This window comes from Flavobacterium filum DSM 17961, from assembly GCF_000425465.1.
Taxonomy (GTDB): Bacteria; Bacteroidota; Bacteroidia; order Flavobacteriales; family Flavobacteriaceae; genus Flavobacterium; species Flavobacterium filum.
Map to the genome: position 1 here is coordinate 1 of NZ_AUDM01000012.1, position 18,468 is coordinate 18,468.

19 protein-coding genes and 1 tRNA gene are annotated in these 18,468 nt (G+C 35.4%); 10 read left to right on the top strand and 10 right to left on the bottom strand.

Features of this window, described 5'->3' with window-relative positions; translation table 11 throughout:
* Window positions 1–336 precede the first annotated feature (336 nt).
* Both H601_RS0108400 and H601_RS16620 read right to left on the bottom strand, forming a co-directional pair.
* Window positions 337–786, bottom strand: coding sequence for a 6-pyruvoyl trahydropterin synthase family protein (locus H601_RS0108400; RefSeq protein ID WP_026711099.1), 450 nt, complete (start codon window positions 784–786; stop codon window positions 337–339).
* A gap of 33 nt (window positions 787–819) precedes the next feature.
* Window positions 820–996, bottom strand: coding sequence for a hypothetical protein (locus tag H601_RS16620; RefSeq protein WP_169628260.1), 177 nt, complete (start codon window positions 994–996; stop codon window positions 820–822).
* A 126-nt stretch (window positions 997–1,122) separates the two neighbouring features.
* Between H601_RS16620 and H601_RS0108410 the strand changes: the two genes are divergently transcribed.
* Window positions 1,123–1,196, top strand: a tRNA-Ala gene (locus H601_RS0108410).
* Window positions 1,197–1,240: 44 nt separating this feature from the next.
* Here H601_RS0108410 and H601_RS16145 read toward each other — a convergent pair.
* The 4 genes from H601_RS16145 to H601_RS0108435 form a co-directional block, all read right to left on the bottom strand.
* On the bottom strand, window positions 1,241–1,795 hold the full coding sequence (locus H601_RS16145; RefSeq protein ID WP_051220703.1) for a hypothetical protein: 555 nt from the start codon (window positions 1,793–1,795) through the stop codon (window positions 1,241–1,243).
* Between the two features lie 70 nt (window positions 1,796–1,865).
* The gene (locus H601_RS0108420) at window positions 1,866–5,273 is read right to left on the bottom strand and encodes a hypothetical protein (protein ID WP_026711100.1); all 3,408 of its coding nucleotides are present in this window, start codon (window positions 5,271–5,273) and stop codon (window positions 1,866–1,868) included.
* 121 nt (window positions 5,274–5,394) lie between these two features.
* Window positions 5,395–6,648 (bottom strand): aspartate kinase, encoded by a 1,254-nt coding sequence (locus H601_RS0108425; RefSeq protein WP_026711101.1) that lies wholly within the window; start codon window positions 6,646–6,648, stop codon window positions 5,395–5,397.
* Window positions 6,649–6,717: 69 nt separating this feature from the next.
* Complete coding sequence (locus H601_RS0108435) at window positions 6,718–7,191, bottom strand: GNAT family N-acetyltransferase (protein ID WP_026711102.1); 474 nt, start codon at window positions 7,189–7,191, stop codon at window positions 6,718–6,720.
* A gap of 158 nt (window positions 7,192–7,349) precedes the next feature.
* Here H601_RS0108435 and fbp point away from each other — a divergent pair, with 158 nt between their 5' ends.
* On the top strand, window positions 7,350–8,357 hold the full coding sequence (gene fbp, locus H601_RS0108440) for a class 1 fructose-bisphosphatase (protein ID WP_026711103.1): 1,008 nt from the start codon (window positions 7,350–7,352) through the stop codon (window positions 8,355–8,357).
* A gap of 68 nt (window positions 8,358–8,425) precedes the next feature.
* Here the strand turns inward: fbp and H601_RS0108445 are convergent, their stop codons facing one another.
* On the bottom strand, window positions 8,426–8,857 hold the full coding sequence (locus H601_RS0108445; RefSeq protein WP_026711104.1) for a tellurite resistance TerB family protein: 432 nt from the start codon (window positions 8,855–8,857) through the stop codon (window positions 8,426–8,428).
* 175 nt (window positions 8,858–9,032) lie between these two features.
* Between H601_RS0108445 and H601_RS0108450 the strand changes: the two genes are divergently transcribed.
* Genes H601_RS0108450 through H601_RS0108460 form a run of 3 tightly spaced genes read left to right on the top strand, consistent with a single transcriptional unit; the run spans window position 9,033 to window position 11,648 of the window.
* The gene (locus tag H601_RS0108450; protein WP_026711105.1) at window positions 9,033–9,626 is read left to right on the top strand and encodes a HupE/UreJ family protein; all 594 of its coding nucleotides are present in this window, start codon (window positions 9,033–9,035) and stop codon (window positions 9,624–9,626) included.
* Window positions 9,627–9,635: 9 nt separating this feature from the next.
* The gene (locus tag H601_RS0108455) at window positions 9,636–10,064 is read left to right on the top strand and encodes a deoxycytidylate deaminase (protein ID WP_026711106.1); all 429 of its coding nucleotides are present in this window, start codon (window positions 9,636–9,638) and stop codon (window positions 10,062–10,064) included.
* A 15-nt stretch (window positions 10,065–10,079) separates the two neighbouring features.
* Window positions 10,080–11,648 (top strand): S41 family peptidase, encoded by a 1,569-nt coding sequence (locus tag H601_RS0108460; RefSeq protein WP_026711107.1) that lies wholly within the window; start codon window positions 10,080–10,082, stop codon window positions 11,646–11,648.
* A gap of 46 nt (window positions 11,649–11,694) precedes the next feature.
* On the opposite strand, the gene H601_RS0108465 is transcribed toward H601_RS0108460, so the two are convergent.
* Genes H601_RS0108465 through H601_RS0108475 form a run of 3 tightly spaced genes read right to left on the bottom strand, consistent with a single transcriptional unit; the run spans window position 11,695 to window position 13,120 of the window.
* Window positions 11,695–12,303 carry an FAD-dependent oxidoreductase gene (locus H601_RS0108465; RefSeq protein WP_026711108.1) on the bottom strand — a complete coding sequence of 203 codons (609 nt, stop codon included), beginning with the start codon at window positions 12,301–12,303 and terminating at the stop codon, window positions 11,695–11,697.
* 2 nt (window positions 12,304–12,305) lie between these two features.
* Window positions 12,306–12,506, bottom strand: coding sequence for a hypothetical protein (locus tag H601_RS0108470; RefSeq protein ID WP_026711109.1), 201 nt, complete (start codon window positions 12,504–12,506; stop codon window positions 12,306–12,308).
* Window positions 12,507–12,544: 38 nt separating this feature from the next.
* Window positions 12,545–13,120 (bottom strand): MarC family protein, encoded by a 576-nt coding sequence (locus H601_RS0108475; protein ID WP_026711110.1) that lies wholly within the window; start codon window positions 13,118–13,120, stop codon window positions 12,545–12,547.
* 119 nt (window positions 13,121–13,239) lie between these two features.
* On the opposite strand from H601_RS0108475, the gene H601_RS0108480 reads away from it, so the two are divergent.
* The 5 genes from H601_RS0108480 (at window position 13,240) to H601_RS0108500 (ending at window position 18,467) form a co-directional block, all read left to right on the top strand.
* Window positions 13,240–13,812 carry a DUF3109 family protein gene (locus tag H601_RS0108480; protein WP_026711111.1) on the top strand — a complete coding sequence of 191 codons (573 nt, stop codon included), beginning with the start codon at window positions 13,240–13,242 and terminating at the stop codon, window positions 13,810–13,812.
* 259 nt (window positions 13,813–14,071) lie between these two features.
* Window positions 14,072–15,049, top strand: coding sequence for a ribonucleotide-diphosphate reductase subunit beta (locus H601_RS0108485; protein WP_026711112.1), 978 nt, complete (start codon window positions 14,072–14,074; stop codon window positions 15,047–15,049).
* A gap of 140 nt (window positions 15,050–15,189) precedes the next feature.
* On the top strand, window positions 15,190–17,622 hold the full coding sequence (locus H601_RS0108490; protein ID WP_026711113.1) for a ribonucleoside-diphosphate reductase subunit alpha: 2,433 nt from the start codon (window positions 15,190–15,192) through the stop codon (window positions 17,620–17,622).
* Window positions 17,623–17,721: 99 nt separating this feature from the next.
* The gene (locus H601_RS0108495) at window positions 17,722–17,946 is read left to right on the top strand and encodes a hypothetical protein (RefSeq protein WP_026711114.1); all 225 of its coding nucleotides are present in this window, start codon (window positions 17,722–17,724) and stop codon (window positions 17,944–17,946) included.
* Window positions 17,947–17,954: 8 nt separating this feature from the next.
* Window positions 17,955–18,467: an RDD family protein gene (locus H601_RS0108500; protein WP_026711115.1), complete on the top strand. Its 513-nt coding sequence runs from the start codon at window positions 17,955–17,957 to the stop codon at window positions 18,465–18,467.
* The last annotated feature ends 1 nt before the right edge of the window (window position 18,468 follow it).

Consider the following 18,468-nt stretch of genomic DNA (forward strand, 5'->3'; position numbering starts at 1 on the left):
AGGCTTTGGTATGCTATACTACTACTATACTAGTACTATATCTCTACTATACCAGTACTATTACAACTTGCAAAAAAAAGGGAAAAAACAGCGAAAAAGAAAGGTATACCTGCTTGAAACAAAGATAAAAATTTTGGTGAATGTTTAGGGTGGTTAGCCCCCTTTTTTAGCTAAAAAATGTACTCTTTTTTGAGTGTAATGGCAGATAAATTGCTGTTTGGTTATGAACCCCCCCCCTTTTTTTTGAAAATAAGACATCAACAAAGGGTACCACAACCCCGAACCAATATCGAATAAAACCCGAAGGAACCCTGAAGAAATATTTTTTTAATTTATTTAATTGTCAGACGCATACCATTCTGCAAAGGATGTCTCTGTTTCTTGTAATTTTAAGGAATGCAATTCAATCGTATTAGGAAGTCGGTTTTTGATTTTTTCTGCAAAATCAATCACCATATTTTCACTAGTTGGTTGATAGTCAACTAAAATAACATGATGACCACGATTTTTAAGTTCATTTGCTAGTTCAATGTGCGGCGTATTTTGATTAAAAACGGTTGCATGATCAAATAGGTCAACAATTTCCTCTTTCACGATTTTTTTTAAATCGCCAAAATCGATGACCATGCCAAATTTCACATTCGTAGAATCAACAATTGGTGCTCCAATTACTGTAACCGAAAGTTTATAACTATGACCATGCACATTTTTACATTTTCCATCGTAGCCATAAAGAGCATGTCCGGTTTCAAAACTAAATTGTTTGGTAATTCTAATTTTTGCCATTTCACATTTATTTCGGTACAAAGATAAGAAATGCTACTGGTTATTTTCCCTTTTTTTGGTGGCATAATACATCCAATAGGCAATTGCCACCAACAAAACGAAAGGAATAAATGAACCGATAATCAAACCAATCTGATAAGAATCGTCAGGAGCATTTTCAAGTTTTTCTTTTAAATCAACTGATTGAATCAGGAAAAGGAGATTTTTCATTTATAAATGAATAAAGTAATTGTATCAAACAAAATTATGAATTTATATAGAGCAAAAAGACTTTAAAAAATTAAAAAAGGAAAAGCTCTGATTTAAAATAAATTTAATTAAATTTGCCGTCACTTTGGGGATGTAGCTCAGTTGGCTAGAGCGTTTGGCTGGCAGCCAAAAGGTCGTGGGTTCGAGCCCCATCTTCTCCACAAAAAAACCGCAAGTCTATTTTGATTGCGGTTTTTTTATTTTTTTATGCATCCGGTAACGGATCACCCACTTTAATATCACAACGGTGATGTGGTTGACCATGTGCGGGATTATTTTTTGGTCTAGGGCCATCAGCTTTTGCAGTAGTGGCAGGTGTTGGTGTTGCTGCTGGTTTTACTTGTTGCGTCTGAGTTGCTTGCGGAGCAGGAGCAACCGCAACTGGCTGAGTTGGATTGGCTTGTTGCTCACTTTGTACCGTTTTGAAAAACGACCTAGGCTCACCTTGCTGAGGGCTAGGAGTTGCTCCTTGTGCTGGTGCAGAACCATCTAAAGGTGCTCCAACGGCAATTTCACAACGGTGAAAAGGTTGCCCATGTGGTGGATTTAATTTTGGCGGTTGTCCTGCCGGAGTAGCAGTTTGTGTAGCTGCCGGAGCCGGAGTTGTGGTTATATTGGAAACATCATTTGAAGCCGGTGTTTCATTCGCCGTTGTTTCTGTTTTTTGTTCTGTTGAAGCTGGTGTTTCCTCTGTTTTTTTACAAGAAGTAAAGAAAAGGGAACTTCCCAAAAGGAAAAGTAGTATTGATTTTGATTTCATAACATGGATTTTTTTCAATTTCAAATATAATAATTTAAAAATGAATGGCTTTTGTTTTTAACAAATTGTCTTAAAAATAAGCCCTTAACTGGATACTTCCCGTGTGAATCGTATCACTGGTTTCGCTTTTTCTTCCTTGGTAATTGATATTCACATCTAAATATTGTGTCAGGTTTTTTTGGATGAGTAATCGCCAGGTTTGGTTTCTTCCCGGTTGAAGTCCTTCTAACATTTGAAAACCTACTGCGGATAAAGCATCGCCTGTAAAATCATTGTTGTAAAGCGAAAATTCTCCGTTCATCGTGAATTTTTTCTCGCCTGCATACGTAAACGAAGTTCCTAATCTGCTTTGATTCAAAGTTTCACTATTGCCCAATTGGTTTTCTTTGTTTTGAATTTCAAAAAACACATCTAAGCTCGTGTTTTTTGAAAATAAATAACTCACTTTAGGAGCAATTTGATACCCTAAAATATCAAAATTGCGTGCCGGAAAATTATCAGAAATACTTTCGGTGGTAAATGTTTTTCCAGACATGGCAAACAGCCAACTCTTTTTTAGCAAATGAGCATATTGCAATTGATGAGCAAAATTGATGTTTTCTTGCAATCCAATCGATAATAAATTGCGGGTTCTACTATTTAAAATCGTATAGGTAACCGAATGTTTTTGTTTGCCTCGATTGTAGAAAAAACTATTCATAAAACTGGAATTCAACCCTAATAATTCTGATTCATCATCATCAAACGGATTGAGGTTGAAATTATCCGAATTACGTTCAATTTTCCGGTCGATTAAATATGACGTTTGATTGTAGAAATAAGACAAAAACTTTTTAAATCCTGTTTCATTCTGCCAAATGGAAGGATTCAGCGTAAGCGAAACCGAAAATTTATTTTGATGGGTTTTTACAAAAACTTGGTTGGGCAAAAATACCCGAACATATTTAGCCTGGTCAGGAAACGGAGCAATTTCAAATTCTTGCAATTCTTGAATTCCGTTGCCGTTATAGTCATTCCACATAAAAACACCTTGGCCGGGTTCCACTTCCAAATAGGTAAATTCTTGTTGTGGCAAGGTTCCTGAAGCGGTTTCATAAGCCGTTGTGAGCAAAAGCAATTGTTTGAAAAAACGATCATTATACAAAATTCGTGAATTCAACGAAGGTTCGTTTGGACGCGTTTTGTCTTCAAATGCTAAATTTCTATAATTGATAAAAACGCTCAAATCACTTTTTTCGGTTTGTAATAATCTCGATTTCAAATAATATGAATGTGATCGATTTACCCGTTGCACAAAACCGTTTTGCAAACTGTCGTTCACGCGATGCAAATAGCCAATTTCCATATAAACTTTAGTAGAATCTCCACGGCCAACAAAACCACCATATTCCACAAAACGCTGACTAAGTTGTGAAAACGTATTGGTGGCGTTTATTTTTTCGCTATTGTCTTCTAATCGAAGTGAACCACCCGCCCAATTTTTTTTCCAATCATATTTGGCTAACGTTTCGCTTCGTGCAAAAGTTGAATTGGCAATAGAACCATCACTTTTCATCAAACTGCTGTTGTTGGAAATAGTCCAGTTTTTATGACGAAATCTTCCGTTTAACACATGTCTAATTCCGGAAAAATTATCCGAAAAATCTAATTTTTCCAATTGATAAGTAGCAAAACCTTTTTCAGGATCGTTCCATCGCAAACCGGAAATAACCAAACTCTGATTACCGATTGGAGAAGTTAAATTCCAATCGCGATCAAATTCAATCGTAAACAAACGTTCAATAGTTCTAAAATCTTTTTGCACAAATTGCATGTTTGCAAAGGCATCTAACGTTGAATTTTTGGTAAAAAGTCGTTGATTGGCATTGATTCTTCCTGCAATTCCTTGATTGTCGTCGTTATCAAGGTTGGAATATAAATTCAAATCGTTATTGCTCATTCCAATTTCAAAATCAATACTGGTTTTGTCAGACGGATTATATTTTCCCATCACCGTGGCAATTTGAATTTTGGTTGGAGCAATCAGTCGAATAATCGGTTCAAAATTCCCTTGTGGAATACCATTTAAAGGTTCAACATACTGATAAATTCTTCCTACAGCTTGGTTGTTGGCTAAGATGTAATTTCCTTGATTATTTCCCACCAATGAAAAACGAACATTGTATAAAACTTCTTCCGGATTATTAGAAAATTCAAATACTTCCACACCTGAAATGAGTGTTTTTCGGTACAAAACTTTGTTTTCCGAAAATGAATCGACAAAAGCAGATGGAGCATTCATCAGATTGATATTATCGCCGGCATTTTTGAGAATTTCGACTTGTTCTTCGGATAAATCTTGTTGCAAAGGTTGATTTTTTACATCATTTTCAGAATAAATGAATCCGCCAATGCTCCATTTTTCACGTTCATGCGTTACGCCTCCATAAGTAACAAACCTTGTAAAACTTCGATCAGAATATTGGTATTCAATGTTAATCCGCATTTCGGAATTAATGGGAAAAAGCGAAGTAAACGTAACTTCTCCGGCATTGTAATCAATTGTGTAGTGATTGTTTTCGCCTCTTTGCAAGAGAATACCATTCACAAAAACCCGTTCGGAACCCGAAATAACCAAAACATACAATTCGCCATTATTCCCTCGCAATTTATACGGACCTTGATTTCCTTCCTGACCCACAAAAGTGCTTTTGGCATATTGACCACGAACCAATGCGGCCGAAGCAAAAATGGTGGTTCTGTTTCCTTCTTCGCCTAAACGAAATTGTGTAGATAAACCTTGCACTTTTTTGTTGAAATTTAAAAAACGAGATTGTCTATTTTCTAAAAATAAATCACCGGCACGAATGTTCCATTTATCGGAATACAATTCGATAAAAATCTGGTCAAACTCATCTAATTTTTGCGAATAACCACCTTCTTGCAACGGAATATTACTGTCTTGAATAGAAGCCCGCAAACTCACTTTGTCTGACAATTTTCCTGCAATTTGCAAATCTAAATTGGAATTGACAACAGCATTTTGATTGTTTCCAATGGTTACACCTCGTGTGATGCTTCCTGAAGTTGTGAGTCCGTCAAACGGTTTAAAATTATTGATTCGGTCTTTGGAAAGCGAGTACAATTGACCGTTTCCTCTTGAATTAGGAACAACTTTGCTTTCATCGTAAACGCTATAGGTTTTGGTTAAATAGTCAGGAAAAGCGAGGTAGCGAACGGTAAGTGTGTCGTTGGATGGATAATTGTTTTTAAAAACAAGCGTCCCTTTTTGAAAGTTTACGTTGTAAAAAGTTGTGTCAATCGGACTGCCATTTCCATCTAAAACTTTAAAAAACTCTTTGTTAATGCTCACTTTTTCGAGCGAAATGGTGTCGGTTGAAACGGTGATTTTTTTCTTTTTATAAGGTGTTTCGCTTTCCTGAGCCCACAACTCGGAAACCAAGAGCAACAACATCCCTAAAAAGCAATTTTTCAACATAGATATACTAACTCTAAAAACTCAAAAGTAGTATTTTTTAGGGGTTAAAATCAATAAGAACATATTATTCCGTGTTCACTATACAATTACAAGTAGACTTATTACATGAGAAAGACTAGAATTATTCTTTCGTCACCACCTGCAACGTTTCTCTACTAATCTGTTTCACCAAAACAGTTTTGTTTTCTTCCACCATTTGAGCGGCTTTTTCCGTGAAGTGACGAATGGTATAAAGCGACACGTTTTCGTTATATGAAACTTTAAACTTTTTAGAAAGAATGGTTTTCAACTCCGGAAAGTTGCCAAATTTATCTTCAATACACACCGAAAAACTAATGGCGGTATTCTGAATTAAACTTACTTTTATTTTATAATCATGAAACAAAGCAAAAATTTCGCTGATGTTTTCTTCCATAATAAACGAAAAATCAATCGAAGAAAGCGAAATCAGTAATTGATTCTTTTTCACAATAAAACAAGACGTTTGCGGTTCTAAATCGGCACCTTTATACACTCTTGTTCCCGGTAAAAGCGGATTCACAAACGATTTTACGAACAACGGAATTTCTTTTCTTTGCAACGGTTGCAACGTTTTAGGGTGAATAACCGAAGCACCGTAAAAGGCTAATTCAATCGCTTCACGATAGGATATCTGATTCAATAAAATCGCATTTTCAAAATACCGTGGATCGGCATTCAAAACACCGGGAACATCTTTCCAAATCGTTACACTTTCGGCATTCAAACAATAAGCAAAAATAGCAGCCGTGTAATCCGAACCTTCTCGACCCAAAGTGGTTGTAAAGTTATTTTCATCAGAGCCCAAAAAACCTTGCGTAATGTTCAAGGCTTTTTTCTTCACATTTTTCGAAATTAATTTTTGCGTTTGTTCCCAATCCACAATCGCATCACGATACGTGGCATCCGTTTTGATGAATTGACGAACATCCAACCAATTGTTTTTCAAACCACAATAATTAAAATAATGACTCACAATAGTGGTCGAAATAATTTCTCCATAACTCACAACTTGGTCATACACAAAATTATAGTTGGGCGATTTATTGTGGCTCAAAAAATAATCTAATTCTTCAAAATGAACGTTTACAACTCTAAAAACCGGATGTTTATCGTCTTCAAAAAGTTCTAATAAAATTTGGTTGTGGTATTTTCGCACTTCCTGAATCGAAGCTTTTAATTCTGGTGATTTTTCAAAATAATGTTTTATCACAACTTCTAATGCGTTCGTGGTTTTTCCCATGGCAGAAATCACGAGCAACACATCATCGTGTCCCACTTTTTGTAAAACGGATAATACGTTTTTTACACCTTCGGCATCTTTTACAGATGCTCCTCCAAATTTGAATATTTTCATCAGTTCAATTAGTCAATTAGCCAATATGGCAATGTGTCAATTTATTTTTATTTCAAAAATCAAAAATCGTTAATCTTCAATCAAAAATCTATTTATTCCTTCTTCATTCATTTGCACCACTCGCCAATCATCCAAAACCTTCGCACCTGATTTTTCATAAAAACGAATGGCGGGTTCATTCCAATCCAACACATTCCATTCAAGACGTCGAACATTATCTTTCTTACCTTGTTTAATGATTTCAGAATACAATGCCAAGCCCGCTCCGGTACCACGATGAGCTTCCTTTACAATCAAATCTTCTAAATGAATTGTTTTCCCTTTCCAAGTCGAATACCTGTAATAATACAACGCCATCCCAATAATTTCGCCATTCATTTCCGCCACAAAAGTGTGAAAAAGCGGATTTTCACCAAAACCATCACGCTCTAAATCGGCAACCGTTACCACCACTGCATCCGGTTCTTTTTCAAAAACTGCGAGTTCTTGAATCAAGCTTAAAACCGCTGGCATATCGTTTATTTTTCCTTTTCTGATGTTCATTTTAAACGCTTTTCTTTGTTAGTAAGGCAGTTAAGCTAGTGTAAAGGTTATTAATCATGCACAAAAATACAATTCTTTAACATAACAAAATAATAATCTTATTTGTATCACAAAAATTTCGATATTTGTGCCACTAATACAACTACAACGTTTTCGTAATGGAAGAAAGAAACAAAACCCTCGGTGAATTTATCATCGAGAAACAAGAAGAATTTCAATATTCAACCGGAGAATTATCACGCATCATTAACTCTATCAGACTTGCAGCAAAGGTTGTCAACTACAAAGTAAACAAAGCCGGATTGGTGGATATTGTAGGAGCAGCAGGTGAACAAAATATTCAGGGCGAAGACCAACAAAAATTGGATGTGTATGCCAATGAAGTGTTTATTCAAACCCTTATCAACCGTGAAATTGTGTGTGGAATTGGCTCCGAAGAAAACGATGATTTTATCACCGTAGCCGGAAGTGACAATTCACACAACAACAAATATGTAGTGTTAATGGATCCTTTGGATGGTTCTTCCAACATTGATGTAAATGTCTCGGTGGGAACCATTTTTTCGGTTTTCAGACGCAAAACCCCTGTGGGAACTCCGGTAACTTTGGAAGATTTTCTACAGCCCGGTGTGAATCAAGTGGCGGCGGGTTATGTGATTTATGGAACATCGACCATGTTGGTTTATACAACCGGTCACGGCGTAAACGGATTTACTTTAAACCCGGCTATTGGTACTTTTTATCTTTCACATCCAAATATGACCTATGCCGAAACCGGAAAAATCTATTCTATCAACGAAGGAAATTATGTTCATTTTCCACAAGGAGTGAAAGATTACATCAAATATTGTCAATTAGAAGAAGAAGATCGTCCGTATACTTCTCGTTATATCGGAAGTTTGGTTTCCGATTTTCATCGAAACATGATTAAAGGAGGAATTTACATTTACCCAACCAGTTCAAAAGCACCCAATGGGAAACTTCGTTTGTTGTATGAATGCAACCCAATGGCCTTTTTAGCAGAACAATCGGGTGGAAAAGCTTCAGATGGTTATCAACGTATTATGGAAATTCAGCCAACCGAATTGCATCAACGCGTCCCTTTCTTTTGCGGTAGCCGAAAAATGGTGGAGAAAGCAGAAGAGTTTATGGCGAAATATAAATAGTTTAAAAGTTTAAAAGTTTAAAAGGTATTCTTAAAACACAAAAAAGCCCCGATAAATCGAGGCTTATTTTATTTGTTCATGTGTTGCATTTCAAATAAGAAGGTATCTAAATCAACATTTAGAATCAAAAGCGAAAGGGCTTTGTCTACAATGTAATTCACATTCCCGGGAGTAAATCCTAAAGCCAAAGCAAATTTGGTTAAAATTTCTTTTTGTTTTGGTCCTAAAACGTGATCGGCATATACCATACGAGCCAAATCATATAAACGCTCCAAACGGTGAATGTATAAATAAGGAGGGTTAATTGGATATTTCATCGGATTTTCCATGATTTCCTCATACTCATCTGCTGAAATTTCTAAATTTTTAGCAAGTTTATCAATGAATTCGCGTTCTTCAACCGTGATGTCTCCATCGCTCAAAGCTACACGAACAATCGCTGAAAAGTGACCTTTATTTCTGTTTTTAAATCCGCTATCAAATAAATCTGAAATTGACATAAGTTTGTTTTAAATAGTTGTGCAAATATAATTCAATTTCCAATTTTTTTTAAGAAATCCGCAAAAATTCTTTCTTAATTTCATTTTTCTTTAACATCAATTTAAATGTTTCTCGCCTTTCATTTTCAAAATAAATCGTATGTTTGAATTCCCTAAATTTTAATTTGAAAATGCTATGTCTGAATTTTGGTTATATTTCAATATTGGTCTCAAACATGTACTGGATATTAACGGGTATGACCATGTACTTTTTTTGATTGCTTTATCCGTTCCTTATGCTTTTAAAGACTGGAAAAAAGTACTCATTTTAGTTTCGTTGTTTACACTTGGGCACACTTTAGCTCTCATTCTTTCAGTTTATGAAATAGTGATTATTAAAGCAAGTTTGGTTGAATTTCTTATTCCGGTTACCATCTTAATTACGGCTCTTTTTCATCTTTTTACTGCAGGAAAGTCCGGAAAAAAAGAGAGTATCACGTTTGTGGCATTTGTTACTTTGTTTTTTGGAATTATTCACGGGCTAGGGTTTTCCAATTATTTTAAAGCTATTTTACCCGGTGAAAAAGTGGATAAATTAGTACCACTTTTAGAATTTGCACTCGGAATTGAAGCGGCTCAAATTATTGTAGTCTTAATTGTTTTACTTTTGTCGTATATTGTTCAAACGTTTTTCCGATTTTCAAAAAGGGATTGGACGCTGGTAATGTCAGCTTTTGTAATTGGAGTAGTACTTCCAATGATTATTGAAAGCGATATTTGGACAAATTAATGAACCCTCATGAACAAGAAAAAATTAAATAAATACGACAAAGCCTATCTCCGAATTGCAAAAGAATGGAGCCGTTTATCGTATTGTAAACGCAAGCAAGTGGGTGCTATTATTGTAAAAGACCGTATGATTATTTCAGACGGTTACAACGGAACACCTTCAGGTTTTGAAAATTGTTGTGAAGACGAAAACAATCTAACTAAATGGTATGTGCTTCATGCAGAAGCCAATGCGATTTTAAAAGTAGCGGGTTCCACACAATCTTGTGAAGGAGCAACGTTATATATTACTTTATCACCATGTAAAGAATGTAGTAAATTGATTCATCAATCCGGTATCAAAAGAGTGGTTTATCACGAAGGTTACAAAGATGATAGTGGAATTCAATTTTTAGAAAAAGCGGGTGTTGAAGTAGAATTGATTACTGATTTGGAATAGTCATTTTATCAAAAATTGAAAATAAAGAAAATATATTGGCCAATTGTTTTTTTCTCCATTTTGGGGCTTGGGGTTGTTATTGGGGGAAAATTAAATTATTTCTCTCAAGATATTTCCGGGTCTGTCAATAATCATAAAAATAAGCTCAATCGGCTTATCAATTTGATTGAACAGAATTATGTTGATCAAATCAATACCGATAGCATAGTTGATTTAACGGTCAATGGTATTTTAGAAAAATTAGATCCTCACTCGGTTTATATTGCAAAAAACGAAATTGATCAAGTGGCGGAATCCATGCGGGGAGATTTTGTTGGAATTGGAGTCAATTTTTATATGTACAATGATTCAGTAGCCGTCATTAAACCCTTACCGGGAGGGCCTTCTGAAAAAGCAGGAATTAAAGCAGGTGATCGCATTTTATTTGCCGATAATTATCAACTATTTGGAAAAAAATTACCCAATGATTCGCTTTTTCCTCGTTTGAAGGGAAAAATTGGGTCAGAAGTGGAATTGACCGTTTATCGCAAAAGCGTAAATAAAAAATTAAAAGTAAAGCTTAAACGAGGCGTTATTCCCATTAAAAGTGTTGATGTTGCTTTGATGTTGAACGAGCGTATTGGTTACATTAAAATTAATCGATTTGCGGAGTCAACCTATAAAGAATTTAAAAACGGACTTTTAAAGTTAAAAAAACAAGGTGCTCTAACCATTGTGTTAGATGTACGTGATAATGGCGGAGGATACTTAGATCAAGCCGTAAAAATTGTGGATGATTTTTTGGTTGAAAACGCTCCGATAGTTTCTACCAAAAACAAAAGAGGAAAAGTAGATAAAACCCTAGCAACTAAGAACGGACTTTTTGAAAATGGAGAAGTAATCGTTTTGATTAACGAAAATTCGGCATCCGCTTCCGAAATTTTAGCTGGAGCCATTCAAGACAATGATAGAGGTTTAATTATCGGTCGACGTTCCTTTGGAAAAGGATTAGTACAGCGTGAAATGCCTCTAGGCGATGGTTCTGCTGTTCGATTAACAGTGGCACGTTATTATACGCCATCCGGTCGTTCGATTCAAAAACCCTACGTTGAAGGAAATGAAATGTATTTTAATGAGTTTGAAAAACGTTTTTACAGCGGCGAATTATACGAAAAAGATAGCATCAAAGTAGCTGATAGTCTAAAATTTAAAACCCTAAAAGGCAGAACGGTTTTTGGTGGCGGCGGAATCATTCCGGATGTTTTTGTACCCTTAAATGGAAAACATGGCGATGAAGCCACCGAAATGCTTATGCAATCTGGAATTGTAAGCTATTTTGTATTTGAGCAACTGGAAAAAAACAGAAAACAGTTTGAAGGACTTACGCTAGAAACTTTGAAAAAGAAGTTTGCAGAAAATAAATACCTAGATAAATTCACCGCTTATCTTCATCAAAGTGGCGTTTCAATTGAGTTAAAAAACAATCGCGAAATGGCCAATAATTATTTGTTAGCCGAATTTATTCGTCAACTTTTTGATGAAGAAAAAGCGTTTGAGTTAAAATTGAAAAATGATTTGATGATTCAGGAGGTATTGAAGAAGTAATTTTTTAGTTTCTGGTTCTGATTTTCAGACAACTGACAACCGACAACTATTTCTTTATACTATCATGCACTTGAACGTGCACACCACCATTCCACAATGTTAAAATATCAGTAGCTACAGCTGCACCGCTTCCGGAGGCAATTGAGAGTTGACTTCGCCATCCGGCTAAAACGCCACAAACGTAAATACCGTCTTTCACCAAATGGTCGTGATTCTTTAATTGAATGCGGTTTTTCTCCGGATTGGCTTTTTGGTGAGGCATCACAAATTCTTCTAAACCTTCAATCGTAAAAGGATTTCCGGCTCCAATGCCAATCACAACTAATTTTGTGTAATAAACATTTTTGTTGGTTGTAACCGAAAATTTCCCGTTTTTACCTTCAATTTTCAGCACTTTTTCGTTTGGAATTTGTTGAATATGTGGATAAACCGAAGTTAAATGAGCTAAACTTTCAGTTAATAACTCACTACCCAATTTTCCGGCTTCAATACCATATGCATTATTAAACAAAGCATCTTGAAGTGAAGAAGCTTTTTGGTGAGAAAGTAGTGCGATTTTTTTATCAGATGCAAATGGTTTAGAATGAGCAGAGCCAAGAATAAGAGCACAAGAAACGCCCGAAACACCACCGCCAATAATGAGGACATCCAACATCTTTATTGATCTTTCAATTTGTCTTCGATGGATTTTGACATTCGAAATATCAATAAAATCAAAATGGCACAGAAGGCAGCCACAATTCCAATCAAAGCAATCATACTGTCATGCCCAAAAAGGTTAGAAAAGTCCAACTGTGTTACGTTGAAAATCACCAATCCAATAGCTAAAGCAATAACAATGTAAGTAAAAATTTTCATGCTAATAAAATAATGGTACAAAGGTATGTTTTATCGGCTTAAGCAAAAAGACCTTTAACATTAGCTGCAAATAATTTAACAGCAATAGCCAATAATACGACCCCAAATACTTTTCGAATTACACTTAATCCGTTTTTGGTTAAGAATCGTTCAATTTTGGCAGAAGATTTTAATACACCATACACTAAAATAATGTTCAATATTATTGCAATGATAATATTAATCGTTTGAAATTCAGCTCTAATGGAAAGAATTGTAGTCATTGTTCCGGCACCGGCAATCAGCGGAAAGGCAATCGGGACAATAGAAGCAGACCCGTGATTTTCATCACGATATAAACGAATGCCTAAAATCATTTCCAAAGCTAAAAAGAAAAGTACAAATGAACCTGCAACGGCAAATGAATTTATATCAATTCCAATTAAACTTAAAATGGTTTCTCCCACAAATAAAAAAGCAATCATGATGCAAGCCGCAACAATAGACGCTTTTTCAGATTGAATATGACCCACTTTTTGCCTTAAGTCGATAATGATTGGAATACTTCCTACTATATCAATTACTGCAAAAAGCACCATGGTAGCGGTAAAAATTTCTCTCAAATCAATTTCCATATCGTTCAAATTTTTGGCAAAATTAATGCTTTTCAAATGGCTTTGCCCTAAAATACCGTTAATAATTTGCGGTATTTAATGATAAACCTTAGTACCTTTGTGCCTTTACATCTTTAAATATGTTTCAATTAGGTAAAACCATCGTTTCGGAAGAAATTCTGGAAAAAGAATTTGTTTGTAACCTTACAGCCTGCCATGGAGCATGTTGTGTGGATGGTGATGCCGGAGCTCCTTTAACCAAAGAAGAAGCTCAAATTTTAGAAGAAATATTTCCGAAAGTTAAACCTTTTTTACGCAAAGAGGGAATTGAAGCCATTGAAGCTCAAGGTACCTGGATTACCGGATGGGATGGCGAATTAGAAACCCCTTTAATCGATGGGAAAGATTGTGCTTACGTAATTTTTGACGGCAAAACCGCGTTGTGTGGTATTGAACAAGCGTATAATCAAGGCATTGTTTCTTGGAAAAAACCGGTTTCTTGTCATTTGTATCCTATTCGCGTAAAAGACTTTTCAGATTTTGCTGCAGTCAATTATCACCGTTGGGATATTTGCAGTCCGGCTTGTTCATTAGGCAAAGAATTGGAAGTGCCGGTGTATAAATTTGTCAAAGAAGCGTTGATTCGAAAATTTGGTGAAGAGTGGTATAAAGAACTTGAAAAAGTAGGAGAAGAATACCATAAAAAAGATTGATATTTTTACTTACTTTCCTGCTTAATTATTTCTTAAAATAATTTCGTTTTCCGTTGTAACAGCTAGTAAATAGGTTTTTAAGTAGCTGATATGTAGTTTTTTACATTTTTATTTTTCAAGTAAGAAATTCCTCATTGGTTGTTAAAAACTAAGCCCGATTGTGAATAAGTTTGACTTTCATTTACCATTTTGAATTGCAATCTTTGTAACTCGCAAAACGCAAAAATTTTAACCCTCAATAAAACCAAAATCGAAAAAGATGGCAGCAGTAGAACCAATTTTGCAAGAAAATAAAGACAGATTTGTGATTTTTCCCATTAAACACCACGATATATGGGAATGGTACAAAAAAATGGAAGCCAGTTTCTGGACTGCGGAAGAAATTGATTTACATCAAGATTTAACCGATTGGAATACCAAATTGAATGATGATGAAAAGTATTTTATAAAGCACATTTTAGCTTTTTTCGCTGCATCAGATGGTATTGTAAATGAAAATCTAGCTGAAAATTTTGTAAATGAAGTACAATATCCGGAGGCAAAATTTTTCTATGGTTTTCAAATTATGATGGAAAACATTCATAGTGAAACTTATTCATTATTGATTGATACGTATGTAAAAGACGAAAAAGAAAAAAACATTTTGTTTCACGCTATTGAGGTATTTCCGGCTATTCAAAAGAAAGCGAACTGGGCTTTGCGATGGATAAAATCAGATTCGTTTGCAGAAAGATTAATTGCTTTTGCAGCAGTAGAAGGAATTTTCTTTTCAGGTGCGTTTTGTTCGATTTTCTGGTTGAAAAAGAGAGGTTTAATGCCGGGATTGACCTTTTCAAACGAATTGATTTCGCGAGACGAAGGAGTGCATTGTGATTTTGCAGTGCATTTACATAATCACCATTTGGTTAATAAAGTTTCAAAAACGAGAATTACCGAAATTATTACGGATGCTTTAAACATTGAAAGAGAGTTCATTACCGAATCACTTCCTGCAAGTTTGATTGGTATGAATTCCACCCTGATGACCCAATATCTTGAATTTGTTGCCGACCGTTTATTAGTTGAATTAGGATGTGAAAGAGTATATAATTCTTCCAATCCGTTTGACTTTATGGATATGATTTCACTACAAGGAAAAACCAATTTCTTTGAAAAAAGAGTAGCAGAATACCAAAAAGCCGGGGTAATGAACAATGATTCAGAAGCTCAAAAAATTAGTTTTGATGCTGATTTTTAATCAATAACCCTAACCCTTCGGGGGTTTCAACCCTCGAAGGGTTCAAAGGGTTCAAAATACCGGGAGTAGTTTCCCAAAAACCAAATTACAAATAACCAAAACAGCAAAAGGGATTTTCTGTTTTACAAAAACGTAAGCGTATGTATGTAGTAAAAAGAGACGGGCACAAAGAACCGGTAATGTTTGACAAAATCACCGACAGAATTAAAAAACTCTGCTACGGATTGAATGATTTAGTAGATGCCGTAAAGGTAGCCATGCGAGTAATTGAAGGTTTATATGACGGTGTAACAACTTCTGAATTGGATAACTTGGCCGCAGAAACCGCTGCTTCCATGACGGTAACGCATCCCGATTATGCCCAGTTGGCCGCTCGTATTGCGGTATCGAATCTACATAAAAATACCAAAAAATCATTTTCTGAAACTATGACCGATATGTATTTGTATGTGAATCCACGTACAGGTCAAAAAGCTCCTTTGATTTCAGATGAGGTATATGAAGTAATCAAAAACAATGCAGAAGTATTGGACTCTATGATTATTTACAACCGTGATTTTAATTATGACTATTTTGGTTTTAAAACACTAGAACGTTCGTATTTATTAAAAATAAACGGAAAAATTGTAGAGCGTCCGCAACACATGTTAATGCGTGTTTCGGTGGGAATTCATTTAAATGACATTGAAGCCGTGAAAGAAACGTATGAATTAATGTCGAAAAAATTCTTCACGCACGCAACACCCACTTTATTCAATGCCGGAACACCAAAACCGCAAATGTCATCATGTTTCTTGTTGACTATGAAAGATGATAGCATCGACGGTATTTATGATACGTTAAAACAAACCGCAAAAATATCGCAATCTGCAGGTGGTATCGGACTTTCAATTCACAATGTGCGTGCAACAGGTTCATATATTCGTGGCACAAACGGAACATCGAACGGAATTGTTCCGATGTTACGTGTATTCAACGATACCGCTCGTTATGTTGACCAAGGTGGTGGAAAAAGAAAAGGAAGTTTTGCCATTTATTTAGAAACATGGCATGCCGATATTTTTGAATTTTTAGATTTAAAAAAGAATACCGGAAAAGAAGAAATGCGTGCCAGAGATTTATTCTTTGCGATGTGGACTTCTGATTTATTCATGAAGCGAGTACAAGAAGATTCTACTTGGACGTTGATGTGTCCAAATGAATGTCCGAAATTATGTGATGTTTATGGCGACGAATTCGAAGCATTATATACTTCGTATGAAGCAGCCGGAAAAGGTAGAAAAACCATTAAAGCACGTGAATTATGGGAGAAAATTCTGGAATCTCAGATTGAAACCGGAACGCCATACATGCTGTACAAAGATGCCGCAAACCGTAAATCAAATCAGAAAAACTTAGGAACGATTCGTTCTTCTAACTTGTGTACGGAAATTTTAGAATATACATCACCGGATGAAATTGCGGTGTGTAATTTGGCGTCTATTTCGCTACCAATGTTTGTTGAAAACGGAAAATTTGATCATCAAAATCTATATAATGTTACCAAACGTGTAACACGCAACTTGAACCGCGTAATTGACAGAAATTATTATCCGGTTCCAGAAGCAGAAAATTCGAATATGCGTCACAGACCAATTGGTTTGGGAGTACAAGGGTTGGCCGATGCTTTCATTTTGATGCGTTTGCCTTTTACGAGTGACGAGGCTAAACAAATGAACCAAGAGATTTTTGAAACCTTGTATTTTGCAGCTGTTACCGCTTCAATGGAAATGGCAAAAGAAGAAGGGCCGTATTCAACCTTCAAAGGTTCGCCAATTTCACAAGGTGAATTCCAATACAATTTGTGGGGATTAAAAGATAGCGATTTATCCGGAAGATGGGATTGGGAAAGTTTACGTAAAGAAGTAGTAGAACACGGTGTGAGAAACTCATTGCTTGTGGCTCCAATGCCAACGGCTTCAACATCTCAAATTTTAGGAAACAACGAAGCGTTTGAACCTTATACGTCTAACATTTATACAAGAAGAGTACTTTCAGGAGAATTTATTGTAGTAAACAAACATTTATTGGAAGATTTGGTGCAATTAGGGCTTTGGAATGAATCTTTGAAACAAGAAATTATGCGTCATAATGGTTCGGTTCAAAATATTGAAGTGATTCCACAAGACATTAAGGACTTATACAAAACGGTTTGGGAAATGAGTATGAAAGACATTATCGATATGTCTCGTCAACGGGGTTATTTTATTGACCAATCACAATCGTTGAACTTGTTTATGGAAGGGGCAACCTATGCTAAATTAACGTCAATGCATTTCTATGCTTGGCAATCCGGTTTAAAAACAGGAATGTATTATTTAAGAACCAAAGCTGCGGTGGATGCCATCAAGTTTACCTTAAATAATGATAAAAAAGCAGAGCCGGTTCAAATCATTGAGCAACCTTCGCCACAAAAATTAGAGACCATTGCAGTAGTAAACGAACCCGTTGAAATGTCGCAAGAAGAATACAGAGCCATGATTGAAAGAGCTCGAAATTCAGGACCTGAAGATTGTGAAATGTGTGGGTCGTAATAAAGCAAATTAAATTCAAAGACAGCTATCAATTGATGGCTGTTTTTATTTTAGATAATTAGATTCCAATTCGTACATTTGGAAAACAAATTTAAAATCATGTCAAAAGAAAAAAAGGGAATCTACACCGGAGTAATTGAAAAAGATGATAAAGGGAATTATTTCTGTGGCGAATATTTGTTGGATTATAAATATACCGAAGCTAATTTTAAGCTTGGCGATGTAGTCAACATCAAATCGGTTATCGAAAACCCAAGCGATATCAGTTACAATCAATATCCTAAAAAATCAAAAAATTTCTTTTTGGCAAACGATAAAAAATAGTATAATTCATGTATCTCTCAAAACCTAAAACCATTCCCATCACCAATGAAATGTTGGCTTCTCAAGGTCAACGATTTGGTAATTATTTAATCGATATGTTTGCTCACAATATCATTAGTGTTATTCCAATGATCATTGCCTTTATTTTAAGTGAGTTTTTCGGGAATTATGATCTTTCTTTTTGGTTAGAAGATGTTAATCCTTTTGTTGATTTTTTAATAGGTTATATAGTAGTAGTGATATATTATTTCACCTTTGAATCCTTAACCGGAAGATCATTGGGTAAGTTTGCTACCAATACAAAAGTACTAATGGCAGATGGTTCAGAGCCAACCACTCATGCGGTGTTTATTCGTTCAGTTTCGCGATTGATTCCATTTGAACAGTTTTCTTTTTTATCTGATAAACCTAAAGGATGGCATGATTCGATTGCTAAAACGGTTGTGGTTGATATTAAAAAATATAATCAAGCTTTGGAATCGTATGATGCCATTGACGAAATTGGAAAAGAACAAGATTAAT